At 61.1% G+C, this 21141-nt stretch carries 15 protein-coding genes and 1 pseudogene; 1 reads left to right on the top strand and 15 read right to left on the bottom strand.

Going from position 1 to position 21141, the window contains the following annotated elements; all coding sequences use genetic code 11:
- Positions 1–164 precede the first annotated feature (164 nt).
- The gene (locus tag P5706_RS01710) at positions 165–2072 is read left to right on the top strand and encodes a methyl-accepting chemotaxis protein (protein ID WP_285678411.1); all 1908 of its coding nucleotides are present in this window, start codon (positions 165–167) and stop codon (positions 2070–2072) included.
- Between the two features lie 5 nt (positions 2073–2077).
- Here P5706_RS01710 and P5706_RS01705 read toward each other — a convergent pair whose 3' ends face one another.
- The 15 genes and pseudogenes from P5706_RS01705 to hutH (P5706_RS01635) all read right to left on the bottom strand — a co-directional run bounded on the left by P5706_RS01705 (position 2078) and on the right by hutH (P5706_RS01635) (position 21019).
- Positions 2078–2812, bottom strand: coding sequence for an amino acid ABC transporter ATP-binding protein (locus P5706_RS01705; protein WP_200431693.1), 735 nt, complete (start codon positions 2810–2812; stop codon positions 2078–2080).
- Positions 2805–3764: an amino acid ABC transporter permease gene (locus tag P5706_RS01700; RefSeq protein ID WP_138817222.1), complete on the bottom strand. Its 960-nt coding sequence runs from the start codon at positions 3762–3764 to the stop codon at positions 2805–2807. Before P5706_RS01700 ends, P5706_RS01705 begins: the two co-directional genes overlap by 8 nt.
- 250 nt (positions 3765–4014) lie before the next feature.
- Complete coding sequence (locus P5706_RS01695; protein ID WP_200431692.1) at positions 4015–4812, bottom strand: transporter substrate-binding domain-containing protein; 798 nt, start codon at positions 4810–4812, stop codon at positions 4015–4017.
- 199 nt (positions 4813–5011) lie between these two features.
- A complete protein-coding gene (locus P5706_RS01690; protein ID WP_285678410.1) occupies positions 5012–5812 on the bottom strand; it encodes a transporter substrate-binding domain-containing protein in 801 nt (266 codons plus the stop codon).
- Positions 5813–5993: 181 nt separating this feature from the next.
- Positions 5994–8569: pseudogene (gene mdoH, locus P5706_RS01685) on the bottom strand (glucans biosynthesis glucosyltransferase MdoH); the annotation flags it as partial.
- On the bottom strand, positions 8562–10250 hold the full coding sequence (locus P5706_RS01680; RefSeq protein WP_200431765.1) for a glucan biosynthesis protein G: 1689 nt from the start codon (positions 10248–10250) through the stop codon (positions 8562–8564). The gene P5706_RS01680 and the pseudogene mdoH, both read right to left, overlap by 8 nt.
- A 324-nt stretch (positions 10251–10574) precedes the next feature.
- A complete protein-coding gene (dtd, locus tag P5706_RS01675) occupies positions 10575–11012 on the bottom strand; it encodes a D-aminoacyl-tRNA deacylase (RefSeq protein ID WP_064450278.1) in 438 nt (145 codons plus the stop codon).
- The gene (gene pip, locus P5706_RS01670; protein ID WP_200431689.1) at positions 11009–11980 is read right to left on the bottom strand and encodes a prolyl aminopeptidase; all 972 of its coding nucleotides are present in this window, start codon (positions 11978–11980) and stop codon (positions 11009–11011) included. The genes dtd and pip overlap by 4 nt, the downstream gene beginning before the upstream one ends.
- 104 nt (positions 11981–12084) lie before the next feature.
- Positions 12085–13014, bottom strand: a complete 930-nt coding sequence (locus P5706_RS01665) for an alpha/beta hydrolase (protein ID WP_285678409.1) — start codon at positions 13012–13014, stop codon at positions 12085–12087.
- Between the two features lie 153 nt (positions 13015–13167).
- Positions 13168–14103 (bottom strand): choline ABC transporter substrate-binding protein, encoded by a 936-nt coding sequence (locus P5706_RS01660; RefSeq protein WP_285678408.1) that lies wholly within the window; start codon positions 14101–14103, stop codon positions 13168–13170.
- A gap of 215 nt (positions 14104–14318) precedes the next feature.
- A complete protein-coding gene (hutG, locus tag P5706_RS01655; protein ID WP_285678407.1) occupies positions 14319–15119 on the bottom strand; it encodes an N-formylglutamate deformylase in 801 nt (266 codons plus the stop codon).
- Positions 15120–15130: 11 nt separating this feature from the next.
- Positions 15131–16336, bottom strand: coding sequence for an imidazolonepropionase (gene hutI / locus P5706_RS01650; protein WP_200431685.1), 1206 nt, complete (start codon positions 16334–16336; stop codon positions 15131–15133).
- Positions 16337–16351: 15 nt separating this feature from the next.
- Entirely contained in the window at positions 16352–17761 is a 1410-nt protein-coding gene (locus tag P5706_RS01645) for an L-histidine transporter HutT (protein WP_200431684.1), read from the bottom strand.
- Positions 17762–17938: 177 nt separating this feature from the next.
- Positions 17939–19477, bottom strand: coding sequence for a histidine ammonia-lyase (gene hutH / locus P5706_RS01640; RefSeq protein ID WP_122257243.1), 1539 nt, complete (start codon positions 19475–19477; stop codon positions 17939–17941).
- Positions 19478–19495: 18 nt separating this feature from the next.
- Positions 19496–21019, bottom strand: coding sequence for a histidine ammonia-lyase (gene hutH, locus P5706_RS01635; RefSeq protein WP_285678406.1), 1524 nt, complete (start codon positions 21017–21019; stop codon positions 19496–19498).
- Positions 21020–21141 lie beyond the last annotated feature (122 nt).

The following is a 21141-nucleotide window of genomic DNA, read 5'->3' as shown; positions in this document are numbered from 1 at the left end:
CGACGGCCATCAGCGCCGTCGCCCCCACAACTTATGAAATTTCCTACACGCTTTTCAGGTCGTGGATTACACACCCGCCGCCGAATAAAAGTAGCGTTTCAATTCCCCTGACCTGTGTCAGCCGGACTGTCGAAACGCTCCTTTTGATTCGTTGGAGGTTTACCATGATTCGTCCACTGACCCGCCTGCTGGGCAATATCAGCATCGCACTCAAACTCGCCCTGGGCTTTGGCCTGGTGCTTTGCCTCTGCCTCGCGATTGCTTCTACCGGCTGGCAAGCCTTGAACTCATCGCTTGATCGCTCCCAAAAGTTGACCACCCTTTCGCAACTGGCCGTCGTCGGCGAGGAACTGCGCGCCGACCGTATTGTTTATCGAACCCTCAGCGACGCGGCAAGCCTGGCAAAGGTCGGTGTAAACATTGAAAAAATCGACCATTTGCTGGTCGAGGTATCGCCGCGCTTTACCGACCCCGTCAATCAACAACAAGTGCAGGAAAGCCGGCGCCTCACCACCCGGTTCAAAACCGCCCTGGGCGGCCTGGAAGGGTTGATCAAGCTGCGCGAAAGCGCGCGTGAACAGCTTAATCTCGGCTCGGTACAGGCCAAAGACGCACTCGCGCAGCTGTCCAGCGACCTGCCCAATCAGGACGACGAAAAGGCCCTCGATGCCGTAGAGCAACTGCGTTACGCCATGGAGCAATCCGAGGACCGTGCTCAGAGTCCGGCGTGGGCTGCAGCCTCCCTGGACGTTTACGCCAAAAACGTCGATGACACGCTCCAGGCCCTCGACCGCACACAGGCGGCCGTAGCGACACTGCCGGTTGACAGCACCGCGCTGAAAAACACCTTGCTCGACTACCGCACTCAGTTGGTACGGCTCAAGGATGCCCAGCTCACGGTTGAGGCAACCCAGAACCAACTTGAGCAATGGCTGGATCAATTGCTCACGGAAAGTGACCTGTTGAGCCAGGACCAGACCGCAAAACGCGACAAGGAAGCTGACGTGGCTCGCACCCTGCTGCTCAATGTCACCGCTGCGGCGCTGATTCTGGGAATGCTGGCGGCGTGGTTGATCACCGTGCAAATAGTTGCACCGTTACGCCAGGCATTGTTGGCCGCCAATCGAATCGCCGAAGGCGACTTGAGCCACGACATCCACACCACACGCCGGGATGAAGTGGGGCAACTGCAGCGCAGCATCGGGCAAATGACCATAAACCTGCGCGGCTTGATTGGCGGCATCAGTGACAGCGCCCGACAAATTGCCATTGCTGCCGAGCAATTGTCTGCCGTTACCGAACTGTCGCGTGTCGGCGTCGAAGGGCAGAAGCAGGAAACCGAGCAGGTGGCCACCGCCATGAATGAAATGCTCGCCACCTCACAGGAAGTTGCGCGCCACGCGGAGCAAGCCTCAAGCGCCGCAACCGAAGCCGATCAACAGGCCAGCGCGGGAGACCAGGTAGTGGCCGAGGCGATTGCTCATATCGAGCATTTGGCCCAAGAGATGGCTCACTCAAGCCAGGCGATGCAAGGGTTACAGCAGGAAAGCCAGAAGATCGGCAGCGTGCTGGAGGTGATCAAATCGGTGTCGGAGCAAACCAACTTGCTGGCACTCAACGCCGCCATCGAAGCGGCCCGCGCCGGTGAAGCCGGTAGAGGCTTCGCGGTGGTGGCCGATGAGGTACGCAGCTTGGCGCAGCGCACCCAGCAGTCGGCTGAAGAAATTGAAGAACTGATCGGGAGCCTGCAGCGGGGCACACAGAAAGTCGCCGACATCATGGACAGCAGCCGCAGCCTCACTGAGAACAGTGTGCAGTTGACCCGCCGTGCCGGCGACGCCCTGGCCAACATCACCCGCACCGTCTCAGTGATCCAGGAGATGAACCCTCAGATTGCCGCCGCTGCCGAGGAGCAAACGGCGGTCGCCGAAGAGATCAACCGCAGCGTGCTCAAGGTCAAGGACGTATCGGAACAGACCTCGGCCGCCAGTCAGGAAACGGCGGCGGCCAGTATCGAACTGGCGCGCCTGGGCACAGACCTGCAGAGTTGGGTGGGCAAATTCACGGTGTAAGTTCGTTACAGCACTTGGCGCAGGAAGGCTTGGGCGCGCGGGTCTTTCGGCGCTGCGAAGAACTCGGCCGGGGCCGCATCTTCGAGCAATTTGCCGTGGTCGAAGAACAGCACCCGGTCTGCCACTTCACGGGCAAAGCCCATCTCGTGGGTGACGCAGACCATGGTCATGCCTTCCAGGGCCAGGGTCTTCATCACGTCCAGCACTTCGCCGACCATTTCCGGGTCCAGCGCCGAGGTGGGCTCATCAAACAGCATCACCTTGGGTTCCATGGCCAACGCGCGGGCAATGGCTACCCGTTGTTGCTGGCCGCCGGACAAGCGTGATGGAAACTCGTTGGCCTTCTGCGCAATACCGACCTTTTCCAGCAGCGCCAAAGCCTTGGCCTCACGCTCTCGCTTGCCACGCTTGCGCACGACTTTTTGCGCCAGGCACAGGTTTTCCAGCACAGTCATGTGCGGGAACAAATTGAAGTGCTGGAACACCATGCCGACTTCACGGCGATAGGCATTCACGTCGGTTTTGGGGTCGGCCAGTTGCAAGCCGTCGATGCTCACCGAGCCCGAGTCGAATTCTTCCAGGCCGTTAAGGCAGCGCAGGAACGTGGACTTGCCCGAACCCGACGGGCCGATCACCACCAGCACTTCACCCTTGGCGACTTGGGTGGTGACGTGGTCCACGGCGCGCACCACTTGGCCACGGGTGTCGAAGACTTTTACCAGATCGCGGACTTCAATCACTTTGCGCGAGCCTCCGCTCAAGCCGGCTGGCCATTTTCGACAGCGGCAGGTTAATCAGCAGGTACAGGCCTGCCACACAGAACAGGATTTCAAAGGGCGAGAACGAGGTGGTGATCACTTCACGGCCGCTTTTGAGCAGTTCGGTAATCGCGATCACCGAAACCAGCGAAGTGTCTTTCACCAGGCTGATAAATTGCCCGGCCAGCGGCGGCAGCACGCGCTTGAACGCTTGCGGCAACACCACGTGACGCATCGACTGGCTGGCGCTCAACCCCAGGGAGCGTGCGGCTTCGTTCTGGCCACGGGTGATGGACTGCACGCCGGCGCGGACGATTTCCGCCACGTAAGCGCCGGTGAACAGCGACAACGCGGCAATCCCGGCAAACTCTCGGGACAGGTTGAGTACCGTGCCGATGAAAAAGTAAAAAATGAAGATCTGCACCAAGAGCGGCGTACCGCGTACCAGTTCGACGTAGATCGTCGACAGATCGCGCAAGGTCGGGTTGCTCGACAGGCGGCATAAGCCGGTTGCCAAGCCAATCGCCAAGCCCAGAATTCCGGAGACCACCGACAACCACAAGGTGGTCCACAAACCCCACATCAGCGGGCCTAGCGCCCAATGCCGGGTTACGCCAATAACATCGCCTTCAGCCACATCGTCGCCACGCGACACTTGCAGGCTGTTGTCGGCGACGGTCAGCTTTTGCTCGGCGCCTGCGTCGTTGCGCAGGGTGACTTCGGCGACATCGCCGTTGCGCACCAGCTCAATGACAGTGGAGATATCGGCGGCGCGCTGGGACGTTTCGGCCTGGTAGGCAAAGTACTGCGGCACGCGGTTCCAGCGCCACTCGTAGGACATCAACGAGGTGGCGTAGTACAACGCGCCGGCCAGGCCAACCAGCACGACCACGGTCAGCAGGTGCCAGGGCCATTGGGCTTTTTTCTGTTTCATTACTCAAATCCAAAAAGTGGGGCAAGCCCCTCTGTGGCGAGGGAGCTTGCTCCCGCTGGGCTGCGAAGCAGCCCCACTACTGGCGACCAGACACTGACAGATAAACCGCAGCGCCTGGGTTGGGAGCGCTTCGCGCTCCAGCGGGAGCAAGCTCCCTCGCCACAAAAGCCCTTTGAGATCATTCCCACGCTCTGCGTGGGAATGCCTCACTGGGCGCTCTGCGTCCGAAGCTCCCTCGCTACAAAAGCCCTTATTCCATGTCCTTGAGCCACTCGGAGCTCTTGAACCACTTGTCATGGATGCGATCGTAGGTGCCGTCGTTGCGGATCTGGTGCAGGAAGTTGTTGATGTAGTTGAGGCTGTCGTAATCGCCTTTTTTCAGGCCAAACGCCAGTGGCTCGAAGGTGAAGGGTTCTTCCAGGAACACTAGCTTGCCGTTGCCGACTTTCTTCTCGGCGACCACGTTGTACGGCGCGTCATACACAAAGGCATCGGCCTTGCCATTGACCACGTCCAGCACGCCTTCCTGCTCGTTGTCATAGCCGTGGTACTTGGCCTTGGAGATCAGCTTCTTGGCAACCATCTCGCCGGTGGTGCCCAGCTTGGAGGTCAGGCGGTATTTCTCGTCGTTGAGGTCTTTGTAGGACTTGATCGTGCCTTCCAGGTCTTTGCGAATCAGCAGGGTCTGGCCGACCACGATGAAGGGTTCGCTGAAGTTCAGGCGCAGGTTGCGCTCCTGGGTCAGGGTCATGCCGCTGCCGATCATGTCGAACTTGCCGGTCAGAAAGGCCGGGATGATGCCGTCATAGCCGGTCGATACCAACTCCAGCTTGACGCCCATGGACTTGGCCAGGGCCTTGAGCAGGTCGACTTCAAAGCCGATGATTTCACCGCGCTTGTCGGTCATTTCGAACGGCATGTAGGTCGGGTCCATGCCGACTTTCAGCGTGCCGCGCTTGACCGCATCGTCGATCGCGCCAGCATGCGCCGCAGTGGCCGCGACCAGCGCGGTGACGCCAAGCATCAGCATCGAAAGATACTTTTTCATCATCAAGTCCCCTGAAATATTCTTATAACGCCGGCGCGCAAAAGGGCTGCACCCATTCGGGGTGCGATCCTAACCCACTCGTTGCCCGTCACAAAGGTTTCACGGGTAAATGTTATCGGCGTATGTCGCAAAAGCCCCACAATGGTGCGACACAGCGCAAAGAGTCGGCAATTGATTGATGTGTAAGCAGTTATGACGTTCAGTCGATCTCCGCCATCCAGTCGGTGCCCTTGAACCACTTGTCGTGCAACTGATCGTAGGTGCCATCCTGGGCAATTTGATTGAGGAAGTGGTTGATCCAGTTGAGGCTGTCGTAGTCACCTTTTTTCAGGCCAAACGCCAGCGGTTCAAAGGTAAACGGTTGCTCAAGGGCAAGTAGCTGGTGGTTTTCCGGCCTGGCCATCGCGATCAGGTTGTAGGGCGCGTCATGCACAAAGGCGTCGGCCTTGCCCTCCACCACCTGGCGCACGCCTTCTTCGGGCGTGGCGAAACTGCTCAGGCGCGCGGCGCCCAGAAACCGCTGCGCAGCCGCTTCGCCGGTGGTGCCTTGAGTCGCGGCGATCCGGTAACCCGCCTCGTCCAGGTCTTCGATGCTGGCAATCTTGCCGGCAAGCCTAGGGTTCAGCAGTACGGTCTGGCCGACCACGATAAAGGAGTCGCTGAAGTTCAGCTTGAGGTTGCGCTCCTGCGTCACCGTCATGCCGCTGCCGATCAGGTCGAATTTCTTCGCCATCAGCCCCGGCAACAACTCGGTATAAGGCACCGCGACCAGTTCAAGCTCGACGCCCAAGGCACGGCTCATCGCCTGCAGCAAGTCGACCTCGAAACCGACGATACGACCCTGCTTGTCCTTCATTTCGAAAGGCACATAGTTGGGCGTGGTGCCGACTTTGAGCAAACCCCGCCGAACAGCATCATCGAGGGCACCGGCGCTCAGCCAGCCGGCGTAAACCACAGCGACGACGCCGGTCAGCACTGCCAAACAATACCTTTTGATCATGAATCCCCCTGCGACCTAGTCAATTTGGAGCGCGATGCTACCCCAGCGACAGGCACGGCAATACGCTTCGAACAAAGGTCTTTTGTTTCGAAATAACAAGGGGTTAGCGAGAAAAAGAAGCGGCGCGAAACGCTGTAGGACCAGCGCCTGCGGCGCCCCAGAGGCGAGCCCTCGGGGGCGTCGGAATCAGGCCGGTTGGGCCTGGGACGACAGCGGTTGCAGCGGCAGTAATGGCGCGTGCGGATCAGCCTTGACCGAGGCACGCCAAGCGCCCAGCCACTCGGCGTGGCCTTCGCTCCAAACCTGCTGATGCAGACGAGCCAGGGCTACCGGGTCGCTGAGCAACGCCAGGCGCTCGCCATTGTTGAGGCCGGCCGGGCCGACTTTCATCGCGTGGCGCACACGTTCCTGGCGCAAGTGCTCGATCGGCTCCGCCTCACGGTGACGCGAGGTCGCCAGGGCGCAGGCCAGGGCGTTTTGCTGCGGGTCGACCACCGAGCGCACAAACCCATCATTGAGGGCGTGCCAACGGTTTTCGTGGGTGTACTGCTCGGTCGACAGCAAGGCTTGCGGCGGGTTGTATTCCTCAGGGATCAGGAACAGGCTCTCGTCGCGAGACTTGAGGCCCAACTTGACCCGGCTGGAGATCACCGACACCGGAATCGACAGCATCAGCGAGCCGACGATCGGGATCAGCCACCACAGGAAGCTTGGGTTCAACCACACCACCAGCAGCGCCCACAGGAAGCCCAGCAGGGTTTGCGGGCCGTGGCGTTTGACCGCCTCGCTCCATGGCGTGGAGTCGTCGTCACGTTGCGGCGAGTTCCAGGTCGCAGCCCAGCCCAGGAACGCGGCGAGTACGAAACGGGTGTGGAAGATCATGCGCACCGGCGCCAACAGCATGGAGAACAGCATCTCCAGCAGCATCGACAGGGTCACCTTGAACTTGCCACCGAACTCTTTCGCGCCCTTGGCCCAGATCAGGATGATGCTGAGCAATTTAGGCAGGAACAACAGCACGATGGTGGTGGAGAACAGCGCCACCGCCTTGTCCGGGTGCCATTGTGGCCACAACGGGTACAACTGACGCGGGGCCATGAAGTACTGCGGTTCCATCAAGGTGTTCACCGCCAGCAACGCCGTCGACAGCACCAGGAAGAAGAACCATAAAGGCGCCGACAGGTAGGACATCACGCCGGTCAGGAACACCGCACGGTGCACCGGGTGCATGCCTTTGACCAGGAACAGGCGGAAGTTCATCAGGTTGCCGTGGCACCAGCGACGGTCACGCTTGAGTTCATCCAGCAGGTTCGGCGGCAGTTCTTCGTAGCTGCCCGGCAGGTCGTAGGCAATCCACACGCCCCAGCCGGCACGGCGCATCAGCGCGGCTTCAACGAAGTCGTGGGAGAGGATCGCACCGGCAAACGCGCCTTTACCCGGCAACGGCGCCAGGGCGCAGTGCTCGATAAACGGCTTCATACGAATGATGGCGTTGTGACCCCAGTAGTGGGATTCACCCAGCTGCCAGAAGTGCAGGCCAGCGGTAAACAGCGGGCCATAAACACGGGTGGCGAACTGCTGCATGCGCGCATACAGGGTGTCCATGCCCGACGCACGCGGCGCGGTCTGGATAATCCCGGCATCCGGCGTGGCTTCCATCAAACGCACTAGGCTGGTCAGGCATTCGCCGCTCATCACGCTGTCGGCGTCGAGTACCACCATGTACTTGTATTCACCGCCCCAACGACGGCAGAAGTCGTCGAGGTTGCCGCTCTTGCGCTTTACGCGGCGGCGACGGCGGCGATAGAAGATCTTGCCGAAACCACCGGCTTCGCGGCACACATCAAGCCAGGCTTGCTGTTCGGCGATGCAGATATCGGCTTCGTTACTGTCGCTGAGCACGAAGAAATCGAAACGGTCCAGGTCGCCAGTGGCGGCCACCGATTCGAAGGTAGCGCGCAGGCCGGCAAATACCCGGGGCACGTCTTCGTTGCAGATCGGCATCACCAGCGCGGTGCGGGCGTCCTTTGGAATCGGCTCGTCACCGGCACTTTTACCGGAGATCCGGTATTTATCGTGGCCGGTCAGCAGCTCCAGGAAGCCCATCAGCGCAGTCCAGAAGCCAGCCGAGACCCAGCAGAACAGAATCCCGAACATGATCAGGATGCTGGTTTGGAGGGCGTAAGGCAGCACCTGGGTAGCGGTTTGCAGCAGGGTCTGGTTGCGGATTTCGTCGAAGTCGACCAGCGACCAGCCCTGGTACGGCATGATGCCTTTCATGTACCAGCCGGCAACAATGGTCTGGCCGAGCATCAGCACCAACAGGATGTAACGGCGGATCGACCCCACGGTACGCCAGCGCGCAGCCGGCAGTACACGCTCGTCCTTCGGCGGCGCCGGAGGGTTGGTGCGACCGGTCATCCGGCGCCAACCGCGCACCAGGATATTGGTGCGCCACGGCTCCGGTACCACTTTGGTCCGACGGATCGGCGGCGTGGCCTTCAGGCAAACCCGACCGTTGGCGTCAAGCGCCAGCATCTCGGCGTCTTGCAGCTCCTCGGCGGTATTGAGGGTCAACCGACGGCCGACCGAGGCTTGGGCAGCCTCGGTGGGTGCGTCGAAAGTCTTTGACGACAGGCGTTCATGCAGCTCGCTGAAGGAGGTGCAGCCCGCCAGTTCGGCGCGCTGCTCTGCGGTCATCGGGAGGTGCGCCAGGTACTCGGACAGAGTCTCTGGCGTGGCTTGAGAATTACTCATCGGCAGGCAACTGATAGCTCCAGGTTTCGGTCAGGACGTGTTCGGTCTTTTCCGGCTCCGGATTGGCAGGGGCAGCATCTGGCTGCTTGGCGTCCTTGTCTTTCGCTTCCTTGGCGTCTTTCTTGGCCTGTTTTTCGTGTTGCTTGGCCAGCAGCTTGTCGGCCTTGAGCACCTGGGTCGAAACCTTCTCAGGCTCAGCTTTCACGATGTCTTCGACCAGCGCAGCACGCATTTCGGTAGGCTTGCCTGCGTCCTTGATCTTCATGCGCAGGGTCAGGCGCCAGCCTTTGGTGTGCTCGTTGTAGCGCACGCTGTTTTCAACGATTTCAGCGTTGTCGCCCACGCTCACTTGGCTGCGCACTGGCGCATCCGGTGGCAGGTTCTTCAGGGACGGGCCTTCGAAGTCCACCAGGTAGGCCACGCTGCCGTCAGGCTGGCGGATCAGGTTGGACTGCTTCACATCACCGGTGGAACGCAAGGTCTGCTTGACCCAGGCGCTGTCGGCCGGGTGCAGGTCTTTCTCGTCCATGGTCCAGTGCAGGCGGTAGCTGACATCCAGCGGTTCGCCAACTTTCGGCAACTCGGCCGGGCTCCAGAACGCAACGATGTTGTCGTTGGTTTCGTCGGCGGTCGGAATCTCTACCAAGTCGACCGAACCCTTGCCCCAGTCGCCTTCAGGCTCGATCCAGGCGCTTGGGCGCTTGTCGTAGTTGTCGTCCAGGTCTTCGTAGTGGCTGAAGTCGCGGCCACGTTGCAGCAGGCCAAAACCACGCGGGTTTTCGACTGCGAAGTTGCTGACCGACAGGTGTTTAGGGTTGTTCAGTGGGCGCCAGATCCACTCGCCGTTGCCGGCATGGATCGACAGGCCGCTGGAGTCGTGCAGTTCACGGCGGTAGTTGAGCACCTTGGACGGCTGGTTCGCGCCGAACAGGTACATGCTGGTCAACGGGGCGATCCCCAGTTTGCTGACCTTGTCACGCAGGAACATCTGGGACTTGACGTCGACAATGGTGTCGGTGCCAGGGCGCAGGGTCAGGCGGTAGGCGCCGGTGGCGCGTGGCGAGTCCAGCAGGGCGAAGATCACCAGCTGTTTCTCGCCCGGTTTTGGACGCTCGATCCAGAACTCGGTGAAACGCGGAAATTCTTCGCCAGACGGCAATGCCGTGTCGATCGCCATGCCACGGGCCGACAGGCCGTAGGACTGGCCTTTGCCGACGACGCGGAAGTAGCTGGCGCCGAGCATGGTCATGATTTCGTCTTGCTTGTCAGCCTTGTTGATCGGGTACAGCACACGGAAACCGGCATAACCCAGTTGTTCGGTGGCTTTAGGATCAAATTTCACGTCGCCGAAATCGAAACGACTTGGGTCGTACTTGATTTCCTGGACGCTGTCGGCGGTCACTTCGTTGATTTTCACCGGCGTGTCGAAGTGCATGCCCTGGTGATAGAAGGACAGCTTGAACGGTGTGTTCTGATCGGCCCACTCGGCTTTTTCGTTGCGGAAACGAATCTTCTGGTAGTCCGCGAATTTCATTTCGCGAAATTCGTTCGGCAGATTGCTGCGCGGAGCTTCGTATTTCTGCCCGGCCAGCTCTTTTGCCTTGGCCGACACATCATCCAGACTGAATGCCCACAGTTGACCCGCGCCGAACAGGCAAAACAGGGCAGAGCCCGTTACCAGTGCGTTTCGTAACCGTTTAGCAGACAATTTTGGTGCATTACAGGGACTAACAATCACGAGCAACCCTCGCCGAAAACAGATCAAAAAACCAACGGCCAGCTATCTATATGCCAGGTTGGCGAGCATTGTTCCGACTCCCCTGGGGCAAAATGATTCCCCAATGGTTTGTCGGACAAGTCTCTACCTAAGTCAAAAATGGACCAATTTACGCTGATCCCCATAGCGCGCGATTATCTAGTAGCCCGCGATACAACGCATCAGGGATAACGAAGTATTTGCAGTGAAACCCTGCGTTTTTAGGCATTAAAGTCGTTTTTAATACATTCATGTCTGTAAGAGGAATGTCACAGGGCCATCATTGACCAAATGGACCTGCATATCAGCGCCAAAACGCCCTGACGCCACCTTGCCATGCAATTGTTGCGCTTGTAACAACAAGTGCTCAAAAAGCGCCGCTCCCAGAGCCGGTGGGGCCGCTGTGGAGAAGCTGGGCCGCAACCCGCTTTTGGTATCCGCCGCCAGGGTGAACTGCGACACCAGCAGCAAACCGCCGCCGATATCCTTCAACGAGAGGTTCATCTTGCCCTCATCGTCGCTGAACACCCGATAGTTAAGCAGCTTGTGCAAAAGTTTGTCGGCACTCTCGGGCGTATCTGAAGGTTCGACGGCGACCAGCACCAGCAAACCCTGATCAATCGCCCCGACCACGTCACCCGCGACCTCGACTCGGGCGCCACGCACCCGTTGCAACAGGCCCTTCATGCTTCTTCTGGCGGCAGATCAAGCAGGCGCCGTGCCATCTCGCCGGTCGCGCGCACCAACGCATCGGTGATGCCCGGCTCGGACGCGGCATGGCCGGCCTCGCGAATCACCTGCAGCTCGCTGTTGGGCCAGGCCTGATGCAGCTCCCAGGCGTTATCCAGCGGGCAGATCATATCGTAGCGGCCATGGATGATTACTCCAGGCAGATGGGCGATCTTGTGCATATCGCGAATCAGTTGGTTGGGCTCCAGGAAGGAGTCGTTAGTAAAGTAGTGGCACTCGATACGCGCAATCGACAAAGCGCGCTGCGGCTCGGAGAAACGCTCGACATGCTGCGGGCTCGGGCACAGGCCGAGCATGCGCCCTTCCCAGCCGGACCAGGCCTTGGCCGCGTGCATCTGGGCGATCTGGTCGTTGCCGGTGAGGCGCTTGTGGTAGGCGGCGACCATGTCGTGGCGCTCGTCCGCCGGGATTGGGGCAAGGTAGTCCTGCCAGTAATCCGGGAACATGCGGCTGGCGCCCTCCTGGTAGAACCAGTGTATGTCCTGCGGGCGGGCCAGGAAGATGCCGCGCAGGATCAGCCCATGCACGCGCTCGGGGTGGCTTTGCGCATAGGCCAGCGACAGCGTCGAGCCCCAGGAGCCACCAAACAGCACCCACTTGTCGATGCCCAGGTGTTCGCGGATGCGCTCAAGGTCGGCGACCAAGTCCCAGGTGGTGTTGTTTTCAAGACTCGCGCGCGGCGTGGAACGCCCGCAGCCACGCTGGTCGAAGGTCACGATGCGGTACAGGTTCGGGTCGAAATAGCAGCGGCTCTGGGCGTCGCAACCGGAGCCGGGGCCACCATGGATGAATACGACAGGCAAACCTTCGGGGGAGCCACTTTCATCGACGTACAGTGTGTGGGTGTCATCGACTGCCAGATCGTGCCGGGCGTAGGGTTTGATCTGCGGGTACCAAGTCTGCATTGCGCGCTCCGTAGGGTGTCGGGTTCATCCCTGAGGGGACGTCTATTATTCTTGCCGTCTGGCATCATAAACCCGAATTGCGCAATGAGCATGTCCTTGAATACTTAGACCTGTGTCAGCCCTTCGCTCCTGAGGTAATGCAGCAGATAGTTATAAAGCTGATCCACCTCCGGGGCTTGGCCACGCGCGCGCAAGCAACCGTGGACCAGACCTTTGCCGGGATACAGCACAGCCTGCACGCCCGCCGCCTGCAGCCGCTCGGCGTAGAGCATGCCGTCATCGCGTAACGGGTCGAACTGGGCCACGGTGATCAACGCCTTGGGTAAACCGCCGAAATATTCCGCCAGCAAAGGCATGGCATAGGCCGATGGCGCGCCCGTACCTTGCAGGTACAACGCCAGGTAGCAGTCGGTATCGGCAGTACTGAGCAACGGCGCGTCCATGCAGTCACGGCGCGAGGGCAAATCGGCCGGCCCACCCAGGCCGGGGTAAATCAGCACCTGGGCCTCGGGCAGCGGCTGGCCATCGTCACGCAGGCCCAGGCACAGCGCCGCCGCCAGATTGCCGCCCGCGCTGTCGCCCATCACCACCAGACGTTGCCGGTTGATAGCGTGCGGCGCCTGTCCGGCCTGGATTGCCTGCCATACGGCGCGACAGTCGTGGTAGGCCGCCGGGAACGGGTGCTCAGGCGCCAGGCGGTAATCGATGGCGATCACCAGTATTTGCAGCGCGTTGGCCAGTTCGAAGCAGATGAAGTCGTGGGAGCCCAACCCGCCGACCACCCAGCCGCCGCCGTGCATATAAAGGAGACAGGGCCAGCCCTGCGTCGGCGCTGGTGCCGTGGGTAGGTAACTGCGCACGCCTACGCCGCCCAAGGCGAAGTCCGAGACTTGCAGCCCTTCAGGCTTGGGTGGCGTGAAGGCCTGGCACATACGGTCGTAGTTGTGGCGTAAGCCTGCCAGCGAGGGGTCGTCACTGGTGAAGGATTCGGTTTTGGCGATGAAGGCGGCAAGCTGCGGCGAAATCGGATACATGCGCAATATCCCTGACAATGGCGATATAAAGGTGGAAGCTGGCTTGCCTGCGATAGCGGTGTGTCAGTCACCTGTTCATTTACTGACACACCGCCATCGCAGGCAAGCCAGCTCCCACAGTTCTTCTGCGTTGTTTGATCTACCGGGCCTGGCTTAAGGGTTTAGGCTGGCCTGCACTGCTGCCACGCCATCGCTGCCATCAAACGCCGTAACCCCGGCCAACCAGCGCTGCAAATCCTCTGGGTGGTCACGCAACCATTGCTTGGCCACATCCTGCGGCGACTGGCGCTCCATAATCGGCACCATCAACTGGCTTTCCTGGGCAGCGGTGAAGGTCAGGTTTGCCAACAGCCGGTTGGCGTTGGGGCAACGTTCGGCAAAGTCCGGTGCGGTGACGGTGGAAACCGTGGCGCGACCTTCGTCCGGGCCGAATACATCTTCACTGCCGGTGAGGTAAGCCATTTTCATGTTGATGTTCATCGGGTGCGGGGTCCAGCCGACGAACACCACGAATTCCTTGCGATTGACCGCGCGCTGCACCGCCGCGAGCATGCCCGCTTCACCGGAGGCGACGAGCTTGAAGCCGCCGAGACCAAAGTGGTTGGTGTCGATCATCTTCTGGATATCGGTATTGGCACCGCTGCCCGGCTCGATACCGTAGATCTTGCCGCCGAGCTTGTCTTTGAAGCGGGCGATGTCGGCAAACGTCTTCAGCCCGGCATCCGCCACGTACTGCGGCACGGCCAGGGTGGCTTGGGCGTCGGCGAGGCTGGGCGTGTCGAAGACTTTGACTTGTTTGGCGACCAGGAACGGCGCGATGTTGTTGTCCATCGCCGGTTTCCAGTAGCCGAGGAAGATATCCAGGCGTTTGTCGCGGATGCCGGCAAAGATGATCTGCTGCACCGCGCTGGTCTGCTTGCTGTCGTAGCCCAGGCCGTTGAGCAGTACGTCGGCCATGCCGGAGGTGGCGATGACGTCGGTCCAGCTGACCACGCCCATGCGGACGGCTTTGCAGGAAGCAGGTTCTGCGGCCATGGCGTTGGCGCTGATCAGAGCGGCACCGGTGAGGATCAACAACAGTCTTTTCATGGATGAGGTCTCACTCGGCAGCTTTATTGTGGGGAGTGGCGTCTGGCGCGCCGTACCCACAACCTTACCCAGCGGGACCTTTGCTGACACGAACTGTGGCGACCGGCAGTTGCACTGGGGCGACCCGAAAGGCCCCATCGCAGGCAAGCCAGCTCCCACATTTGAATGTGTTCACAGATCAACATGTGGGAGCTGGCTTGCCTGCGATAGCGGTATCAGCCGTAACGCCTCTGCCCCCAGGCCAACAAGCCTTCCAGCAACTGCTTCAATACCACCCGCGTCGGCTCAGCCAGATCCGTGCGATACCGGAACGGCTCAACCTCTTCCATATACGTGCTCTGGCACAATTCCAATTGCACCGCATGAATATCCTGCGCCGGGTCGCCGTAGTGGCGGGTGATATGCCCGCCCTTGAAGCGCCCATTAAGCACATGGGTGAACTGCGGATGCTGAGCGCAGATGCCTTCCAGCTGGCTGGCCAGTTCCGGGTCACACGCCGCGCCGTTGAAGGTGCCGAGGTTGAAGTCAGGCAGCTTGCCCTCGAACAGGTGCGGGATTACCGAGCGGATCGAGTGCGCATCAAACAGCAAGGCATAGCCGAACTCGGCCTTGAGCCGGGCAAGTTCTTCTTGCAGGGTGCGGTGGTACGGCCCCCAGATCTTTTGCAGGTAGCTCACGCGTTCTTCTTCGGACGGCACTTGCCCTTCACGGAACAACGGCACGCCGTCGAACAGGGTCGCCGGGTACAGCCCGGTGGTCGCGCCGGCGTAGAGCGGTTTGTCGTCGGACGGCCGGTTCAGGTCGATCACAAATCGCGAGTACTCGGCCGACAAGGTGCTGGCGCCCAATGCCTCGGCGAAGTCATACAGCGTGGGGATGTGCCAGTCGGTGTCCGGCAGGCTTTGCGCCTCGGGGATCAGCCCGGCTTCGACCGCAGGTGTCAGGCGCAAACCGGCATGGGGCATGCTGATCAACAGCGGCACACGGCCTTGTTTGAAGTTCAGAACCTTATCCACAACAACACTCCTCAGACGGTGACGTCGACGCCATGGCGCACGACGCGTTTATCCAGTTCGCCGCCCAGCCAGTAAGCCAGGTCGGCAGGGCGATCAATCTGCCAGGCGACAAAATCCGCGACCTTGCCTACTTCCAGCGAACCATGGGTATCGCCCATGCCCAGCGCAGTGGCCGCATGTTGCGTGGCGCCGGCCAGGGCTTCTTCCGGGGTCATGCGGAACAGGGTGCAAGCCATGTTCAACATCAGGCGCACCGACAGCGCCGGCGAGGTGCCGGGGTTGAGGTCACTGGCGATGGCGATTTTCACGCCGTGCTTGCGCAGCGCATCCATGGGCGGCAACTGGGTTTCACGCAGGAAGTAGAACGCGCCCGGCAGCAACACCGCGACAGTGCCGGACGCGGCCATGGCGATGGCGTCTTCTTCGGTCATGAACTCCAGGTGGTCCGCCGACAGCGCGTGGTAACGCGCCGCCAGGCTGGAGCCGTGCAAGGAAGACAGCTGCTCGGCGTGCAGCTTCACCGGCAAGCCCAGTTGCTGCGCGACCTTGAACACACGCTCCACCTGCTCGGTGGAAAACGCCAGGTATTCGCAGAACGCGTCCACCGCATCCACCAGCCCTTCGGCGGCCAGGGCCGGGAGCATCTCGGCGCAAATGTGCTCGATGTAGTCGTCAGCTCGGTCCTTGTACTCCGGCGGCAGCGCGTGGGCCGCCAGGCACGTGGCGCGCACGCTCACCGGCAACGCTTGGCCAAGGCGCCGCGCAACCCGCAGCATCTTGCGCTCGTTGACCAGGTCCAGGCCGTAGCCGGATTTGATCTCCACCGTGGTCACGCCGTCACGCAGCAAACTGCGCAGGCGCTTTTCAGCGCTGGCAAACAATTCATCTTCGGTGGCGGCGCGGGTAGCGCGCACGGTACTGGCAATACCGCCACCCTTGGCGGCGATTTCGGCGTAGCTCACGCCTTCAAGGCGCTGCTCGAATTCGCCGCTGCGATTGCCACCGAACACCGTGTGGGTGTGGCAGTCGATCAGCCCGGGGGTGACCCACGCGCCTTGCAGGTCCTGCACCTGGGCGTAATCCGCCGTCGGTATTTCGCTGCGCGGGCCGATCCACTCGATGAGCGAATCGGCGGTGACCATCGCGGCATCCTCGATGATCGAGTACTTGCCGTGGGCCATGGTTGCGACGTGGCAGTGTTGCCAAAGCGTTTTCATCAACGCCTCCCTAAGTTATCGATGAGACAAAGCCGGGTCGTAATGGACCTTGGCTGCTTGCCCGGCGGCGGGTTTGACCCACAGCAGGTAAGCCAGCACCAGCAGTACGATCCACACGGCGCCGACCAGCAAAGCGGCCTGGGTGTCCGGGAAGTAACCCAGCACACCAAACACGAACAACATGAACACGATGGCCGCCGCTGGCGCATAGGGCCAGAACGGCACCGGGAATTTCAGCTCGGCCACCTGTTCCTTGGTCATCGAGCGGCGCATGGCGACCTGGGTAAACAGGATCATCAGCCACACCCACACGGTGGCGAAGGTGGCAATCGAGGCGATCAGCAGGAACACGTTTTCCGGGATCAGGTAGTTGAGCACCACGCCGCCGAGCAACGCCGCGCCCATCACCAGTACGGTCATCCACGGCACGCCGTGTTTGGACAGCTGCGCAAAACCCTTGGGCGCCTGCCCTTGCTGGGCCAGGCCGTACATCATGCGGCCGGCGCCGAAGATGTCGCTGTTGATGGCCGAAACGGCGGCCGAGATCACTACGATATTGAGGATAGTCGCCGCCGAGCCGATGCCCAGGTTGCTGAAGATCTGCACGAACGGGCTGCCCTGGCTGCCGATCTGCGGCCACGGATAGATGGCCATCAACACAAACAGGGTCAGCACGTAGAACAGCAGGATGCGCAGCGGCACCGCATTGATCGCCTTGGGGATCACGCGCTGCGGGTCTTTGGCTTCACCGGCGGTGATGCCGATGATTTCGATGCCGCCAAATGCAAACATCACCACCGCGAACGAGGCGATCAGGCCACCGATGCCGTTAGGCATGAAGCCCCCATGCGCCCACAGGTTGCTCAGGCCGCTGGCCTCAGTTTCGCCAGCCGAATGAATGCCGAACAGCATGATGCCGAAGCCGCCGAGGATCATCGCCACGATGGCGCCGACCTTGAGCAGTGACAGCCAGAACTCCATCTCGCCAAACACTTTGACGTTGCACAGGTTCAGGCCGCCGATCAAAAACACGATGCCGAGCACCCAGACCCAACGTGCAACCTCGGGAAACCAGAAGCCCATGTAGATACCAAAAGCGGTGACGTCGGCGAGGCAGACGATGATCATTTCAAACGCGTAGGTCCAGCCGAGCACAAACCCGGCCATAGGCCCCAGATAGGTGCTGGCGTACTGGCCGAAGGAGCCGGACACCGGGTTGTGCACGGCCATTTCACCGAGGGCGCGCATCACCATGAACACGGCGGCGCCGCCGATCAGGTAGGCCAGCAGCACAGCAGGGCCGGCCATTTGGATGGCGGAGGCGGAACCATAGAACAACCCGGTGCCGATCGCGGAACCGAGTGCCATGAAGCGAATATGTCGGGCGCTTAGCCCGCGTTTCAAACCCTTTTCTTGCTGGTGCATTTCTCTTCCCTAGTTATTTTTATCCCGAGAAAATTCAAAGCCTGAGCATGACGGGCTTTTGTGGCGAGCGAGCTTGCTCGCGCTGGGCTGCGCAGCAGCCCCAAAAACTTGCGAGCGCTTCGCACTCGAGCGGGAGCAAGCTCCCCGCCACAGAGAGCATGCCGTCCTTTAGATCGCTTAGAGGCTCGGCAGAAGTTTGGCCGGCACCAGCTCATTCAGGCAGCGGCTGGCGAGCAGTTCGCTGGCGGCGTTGATGTCCGGGGCGAAGAAGCGGTCCTTTTCATAGAACGCCACTTTGTCGCGCAGGAGTCCACGGGCTTTTTCCAGCTTGGTCGAGGTTTTCAAACCGTCGCGCAGGTCCAGGCCCTGGCATGCCGCCAGCCACTCAACGGCGAGTACGCCACGGGTATTTTCAGCCATTTCCCACAAGCGCTTGCCCGCAGCCGGGGCCATGGACACGTGGTCTTCCTGGTTGGCCGACGTCGGGATGCTATCCACGCTATGGGGATGCGCCAGCGCCTTGTTCTCACTGGCGAGCGCCGCAGCGGTGACCTGGGCGATCATGAAGCCGGAGTTCACCCCGCCATTGCCGACCAAAAACGGCGGCAGTTGCGACATGTGCTTGTCCATCATCAACGAGATACGACGCTCGCTCAGCGAGCCGATCTCTGCGATAGCCAGCGCCATGTTGTCGGCAGCCATGGCCACCGGCTCGGCGTGGAAGTTACCGCCGGAAATCACGTCGCCCTCGGCAGCAAACACCAACGGGTTATCCGACACCGCATTGGCCTCTACCACCAGCACGTCGGCGGCCTGGCGGAACTGGGTCAGGCAGGCGCCCATGACTTGCGGCTGGCAACGCAGGGAATACGGGTCTTGCACCTTGTCGCAGTTCTGGTGCGACTGGGACACCTGACTGCTTTCGCCGAGCAGATCACGATAGGCCGCAGCCGCGTCGATCTGCCCACGCTGGCCACGGGCGGCATGGATACGTGCGTCGAACGGCGAGCGCGAGCCCAATACCGCTTCGACGGTGAGGGCGCCGCACGCCAGCGCACCGGCGAACAGGTCTTCACCTTCGAACAGGCCGCGCAATGCATAAGCGGTGGACACCTGGGTGCCGTTCAGCAACGCCAGGCCTTCTTTGGCCGCCAGCGTCAGCGGCGTCAGGCCGGCAACCTTCAGCGCTTCGGTGGCTTCCAGCCATTCGCCCTTGTAGCGCGCCTTGCCTTCGCCCAACAGCACCAGTGACATATGCGCCAATGGCGCCAAGTCGCCGGAAGCACCGACCGAACCTTTAAGCGGAATGTGCGGGTACACCTCGGCGTTGATCAGTGCGATCAGCGCGTCGATCACCTGGCGGCGAATCCCGGAGAACCCACGGCTCAGGCTGTTGACCTTGAGCACCATGACCAGCCGCACCAGCGCATCGCTGATCGGCTCACCGACGCCGGCGGCGTGGGACAGCACCAGCGAACGCTGGAGGTTTTCCAGGTCTTCACTGGCGATGCGGGTCGAGGCCAGCAGGCCGAAACCGGTGTTGATGCCGTAGGCGGTGCGGTTCTCGGCGAGAATCTGCTCCACGCAGGCCACACTGGCTTCGATCTGCGCCGTGGCGCTGTCATCCAGACTGAGGGTTACCGGCTGCTGGTAGATGGCCCGCAGTTGGGCAAGGCTCAGTTGGCCTGGAATCAAATTTAGCGCAGTCACATTCATGCTCCTTGTGAATTATTCTTAGTGCAAATTAGGTAATACGTGGTGCAGCAAAGCGGTGTCCTCGAGCAGCGCGGCGGCGCTCGCGATGTCCGGCGCCAGCCAGCGGTCTTGCTCGTAAGGTGGGACTTTTTCACGCAACAGACGCCAGGCACTGTCAGTGCCCGCACCGAAACGCTGGTCCTGTAAAAACTCGAACGCCTGGGCCGCCAGCAGGTACTCAATGGCGAGGATCTGCGTGACGTTGGCCAACAGCTGATGCAGCTTGAGCGCGGCATTCGTGCCCATGCTCAGATGGTCTTCCTGCAAGCCCGACGTGACGAAATTGTCGAGCACCGCTGGTTGCGCCAGCTGGCGGTTCTGCCCGCACAGCGAGGCAGCGACGTACTGCACGATCATCATCCCGGAGTTGACCCCAGGGTTGCTGACCAGGAACGCCGGCAAACCACTGACATGCGGGTTGATCAGGCGGTCGAGGCGACGCTCGGCCACCGAGCCGATTTCGGCCATGGCGATGGCGAGCATGTCGGCCGCGAGCGCCACAGACTGCCCATGCGGGTTGGCCTGGGACACCACGCGGTAGTTGTCCGGCGTGCCGAGCACCAGCGGGTTGTCGGTGGCGCTGTTGAGTTCGGTCTCGATCTGGCGCGTGGCGTGTTCCACCTGATCACGCGCCGCACCGTGAATCTGCGGGATCGAGCGGATGCTCAGCGCGTCCTGGGTGCGGATGCCTTTGCTGCTGGCGATCACTTCACTGCCATCGAGCAAGGCACGCAGGTTGATACCGACTTGCTGCATGCCTGGGTGTGGCTTGAGGGCGATGATGGCTTCGTCAAAGGCATCGATTTGGCCACGCTGGGCCTCAAAACTCATGGCGCCGATCACGTCAGCCCATTGCAGCAGGTGATGCGCATCGGCAAGGGCCAGGCAGCTCAGGCCGGTCATGCACGGCGTGCCATTGACCAGGCACAGGCCGTCTTTGGCGCCGAGCACCACAGGCTGTAAACCTTCGGCTTCTAATGCGGCGTGCGCCGTCACGATCTGGCCGCGATAGCTCACCTCGCCAACGCCGAGCAAGGCCACGCCGATGTGGGCCATGTGGGTCAGGTAACCCACCGAACCCTGGGACGGCACCTGCGGCGTGATGCCATGGTTGAGCAACGCCAGCAGCGAATGCACCACCTGCGGGTGCAGGCCGGATTTGCCGTGGCTGTAGTTAATGATGGCTGCGCAGATGATCGCGCGGGTCTGCTCGTCGCTCAGCACCGGGCCGACGCCACAGGCGTGGCTCAGCAGGGTGTTGCGCGACAACTGGCTGAGTTGTTCGCCCTTGAGCGACACATTGCACAGCGCGCCCAGGCCGGTGTTCACGCCATAGGCGCGTTCGCCACTGGTGACGATGCGCTGCACGATGGCCTGGGCATTGTCGATGCGTGCCCAGGCGTGGCCCGAGAGTTCGAGCACGGCGCCGTGGCGGGCGACGGCGACCACGTCCTGCCAACGCAGTGGAGCGTCGGCGATGATGATTTTTGTTGCCTGGGACATCTTCATACCTTCTTCAATGCTTGTGCAGCTTCACTGGCCCTATCGCAGGCAAGCCAGCTCCCACCTTTGAAATGCATTCCCCTGTGGGAGCTGGCTTGCCTGCGATGGCGCCAGCCGGCTCA

It is taken from the genome of Pseudomonas sp. ChxA, assembly GCF_030263855.1.
Taxonomy (GTDB): domain Bacteria; phylum Pseudomonadota; class Gammaproteobacteria; order Pseudomonadales; family Pseudomonadaceae; genus Aquipseudomonas; species Aquipseudomonas fluorescens_CB.
Note: the sequence above shows the minus strand (reverse complement) of the source record. Positions and strands in the feature narration are given on the sequence as shown.